This is a genomic window from Brunnivagina elsteri CCALA 953, assembly GCF_002289455.1.
In the GTDB taxonomy this organism is placed as follows: Bacteria; Cyanobacteriota; Cyanobacteriia; order Cyanobacteriales; family Nostocaceae; genus Brunnivagina; species Brunnivagina elsteri.
In genome coordinates this window covers 1-3,654 of record NZ_NTFS01000535.1, presented here as the reverse complement: position 1 = coordinate 3,654, position 3,654 = coordinate 1, and the positions used below count along the sequence as shown (strand labels likewise).

The window sequence follows — 3,654 nt, the reverse complement described above, 5'->3', positions numbered from 1 at the left end:
GGTAGACGCGCAAGCGGCTTCTGTAAGTAGCAAGCTACAGAATGACCGAAGAGCATTTCTTTCTGTGGAGTTCTCTAGAACACCAAGAAATAAATCCCCCAATATTGTAGGGGTGGAGAGACTCCACCCTTACGTATAAAAGAGTTGGTAAATAAATATACGATTTGGATATTTTATTTTCTGGAAGCCCCTAAGGCATAATTGACTTTCACCAGATGTTTATTATACTGAAAACGGGTCAAAATTGGAATTATCGAATGGCTGTTAAGATTTGTTCTGTTAGCTTTTAGAGTAATCCAAGAAATAAATGATCCAACTGTTGATCCTGAGTCGCTATGTAATAGACAGAGATGCTTCATTGCGCTTCGCTCCATTCAGCATGACAATTGGGCACTTTTTTACTTGGAACACTCTTAGCTAATCGCTAATGGCTAATAGCTAACCGCTCGGAGTATATACAATCACCGTCAAGAGATTTCTACCCATTTAAGCTTTAAACCCATTATCACTATTTGCTAATCTCACATTGAATGTGGGTGTTTCCACTAAGTGAACAGTGCTTGAAGCCATCGCTACCCGACCCTCTGTTAGATCGACTTCATCGAGAATGCCACTGAAAAGCTCGTCTTTTTTGCCTCGACGTTTCTTGTAGTCTACTACATACCTTAATGTAAATTCCATCCAGTTGTCATTAGCAACTAATGTCACAGTTGGTTCAATTCTGGCATCTTCGATTAAATACTTATGTACCATATTTTGCCATTTACCTATGGCGTGGGGTACGTACTCACCTACAACATTATCTGCCACTCGTTGAATGATTGCCCTGGTTAAAGCGCGATCGCTTCCGTATTTTACTGGTAAAGTAATTTCATCCCAAACAAAGGGAAAGTCGGCAGAATAATTAAATACGGGTTCCTTGAAGACAAAACTATTGGCAATTCTCACAATACGTCCATTATAAAGGTCAGCTTTTACCCAGTCGCCACACTCCATAATGGTGGTACGGAGAATACTAATATCGATCACATCCCCTCGAATCCCCCCAAGTAATACCCTATCTCCAGGTTTATAAAATTGCCCCAAAGAGATGGCAACCCACCCCGCAAAGCTGGCAATCACCTCTTGGAGGGCAAAAGCAATACCAGCACCAATAACCCCAAAAATGACTGTTAATTGGCGGAAGTTTTCGCTGAAGATACTGGCAGTAAACAGAAAAATCAACCCATAACCGACGAAATTAATTGTCTTACGGAGGTGATAGCGGGTATCGTTGTCTTGGATGTAGCGGGGTACAGAGTTGCTTAAAGCGCGGACAATGAGAGTAATAACTAAAATTCCAATGCAGACTTGGATGATTTTTCCCACCGTTGGGTCTTTTAGCCAATGTTGAATGTTATTTGCAAAGTCCATATAATACTAATAATTGGTAGAGGTATCTGAGGGGTAATTTGACGATGTATCTTCAGATAAATAGTGTTGTGGCTGTGCAGTTTGTAACACTTCAACTTGATGGGTTGCCTCTGAAAGTTGGCGACTGAGTTCTTCATTCTCATGTTGTTGTTGTTTGACTTCCCGCGCCAATTCAGACCTTTTTCTCATATTTTTGATGGCTGGAAACAATGAGACGATAAAGCCAAATAAAACACCAAAACTAAAGGTAATCAAGAGTACCAGCGCCATTGAGGTATGCACTGAACGCCATCCTAAAAATTGGACTGCGATGGGGGCTGAGTTTTGTAAGGCAAAAGTCACAGCTGCGATCGCAATCAACAATGAAAGTAGTGCTAGTGTTCGCATGGGATATCTCCATCAAACAATCTCTGGTTCTGGCTGAGTTTCTGCGTCTTTTCCATTTGTTGAATTAGATAAATTTTTGAGGGGAGAGAAACGAAATCCCGGTGTTTGATAGTCTTTGGGTAAGTAATTTTCGGGAATGGTGATTTGATTTCCATCCCGAATTGCCGAATAATGGGGGGAAAGAATCTCAATATCTGCTTCGTTACATTTGTCTTGGATATTTTGATGCAGTTCTGAGTAAATCCTCGCCATGATTGCGGGTTGGTTTGTATAGGCGTTAATTTCGTAACTCACGTAGAAATCATCTAAACTGGTTTGCAATATAAATGGGGCAGGTTCTTTGAGGATGTGGGACGTTGCCAGAGCTGCATCAGTTAATACATGATGGACTTTTCGCCACGGAACATCATAGCCCAGGGTGACGGTGCTATGCAAAACTAGGTAATAGTCGGCATCTTGAGCTAGGGCACTATAGTTGGTGATTTGGCTGGTTAACACTGTCCCATTGGGGATCGTGATGACCACATTTTTGATTGTGCGAATTCTAGTGACAAACAAGGTTTTTTCGACAATATCACCCATTGCATCGTTAATCTTAATGCGATCGCCAATCCGAAAAGCGCGGGTATAAATCAAAATCACCCCGGCAACAATATTCGCTACAGCTGCCGATGAACCGAGTGATAATAGTATACCCAAGAAAACTGAAATTCCCTGAAACGCTGGTGAACCGAACCCTGGTAAAAAGGGTAATGCCACTACTAACGCTAAAGCGACAATTAAGAATAATGCTAGTTTAAAAGTCGGTTCTGCCCATTCTGGATAAAACCCCGGCAACGATAAGCTTCCATTACCTAGTTCTCTAAAAATAGGTCGAATAAATTTAATTAGGTAGTAGGCACAAACAATAATTATGGCTAAGGCAATCAGCTTCGGTAAATAAGCAATTAATCCCTGTACTCCACCTTCTAAAGCTAAGAAGAAATAATTCAACAAATTTGTACTAATTTTTCTAGTCCAAGGAAAGAAGCTTAATACTAATGGAGTATAGATATAGAGAATTCCCAGTACTATCACGAAGCGAATCGCCTTAACAAGGCTACTTAAGATATGGGTGATTCGTGATGCTGGCAGAATTTCAAAGTTTTGAATACTGACAGCAGGTATATGGTGTCCGTGCCAATTAGTAATCCAATTGAATATTCTATTGAATATTTGGTTTAAAATCTTAAACACAATCCAAAGAACAATCGTAGCAATAAATGTATATATAACTCCAAATAAAATATTTTTTAAACTTCTATCTTTTCGATAATTGATGATATTACTACTAATTGTTTTGACATATTCATCCCCCAATTCCTGAGTTGTTTTCCCTGCGGCTTTGCCATCACCATTGGTAACTGTGAAGATGACTTTATCGCCAGATAAAATGTTAGTTGTATTTAGCTGCTGGGAAACTGTTAAGGAACTCACAGGAACCGTGGGGTCTTTGGCTATTGTCTCTATTCTATTTGTCACCGCTTGCGATCGCTCTTCGGCTGAAAATGAGCCAACACCTACTTTAATCACAAATAATGTTTGGTCTCCTAATACCACAGGAGCGCCATCTATCTTAGTCACGGCTGGCTTAGTAATTGCTGGAACTTTATCAGTGGGTGGAGCTTTGTCTTGGGAATAAGCAAAAGGCAAACCAATGACAAGTATAAATACCATCAAAGCGACAATTAGGAATTTATTTAAGCAATATTTTTTGCTAATTTTCATAATAATATATTTTATTTTTAATAAAGTGTTCTATAAATCTAGTTATTCTAAATAATAAAATATATATTTAGCAATTTTTCTTGACAA

Annotated in this window: 3 protein-coding genes; all 3 read right to left on the bottom strand. The window is 39.3% G+C overall.

The window, feature by feature from the left end; genetic code table 11:
* Window positions 1-486 precede the first annotated feature (486 nt).
* From CK510_RS27850 to CK510_RS27840, 3 genes are read right to left on the bottom strand one after another with little or no spacing between them, the layout of a single operon-like run.
* Entirely contained in the window at window positions 487-1,413 is a 927-nt protein-coding gene (locus CK510_RS27850; protein WP_095724739.1) for a mechanosensitive ion channel family protein, read from the bottom strand.
* A 6-nt stretch (window positions 1,414-1,419) separates the two neighbouring features.
* On the bottom strand, window positions 1,420-1,800 hold the full coding sequence (locus CK510_RS27845; RefSeq protein ID WP_095724738.1) for a lipopolysaccharide assembly protein LapA domain-containing protein: 381 nt from the start codon (window positions 1,798-1,800) through the stop codon (window positions 1,420-1,422).
* Between the two features lie 12 nt (window positions 1,801-1,812).
* Window positions 1,813-3,567 (bottom strand): mechanosensitive ion channel family protein, encoded by a 1,755-nt coding sequence (locus tag CK510_RS27840; RefSeq protein ID WP_095724737.1) that lies wholly within the window; start codon window positions 3,565-3,567, stop codon window positions 1,813-1,815.
* Window positions 3,568-3,654 lie beyond the last annotated feature (87 nt).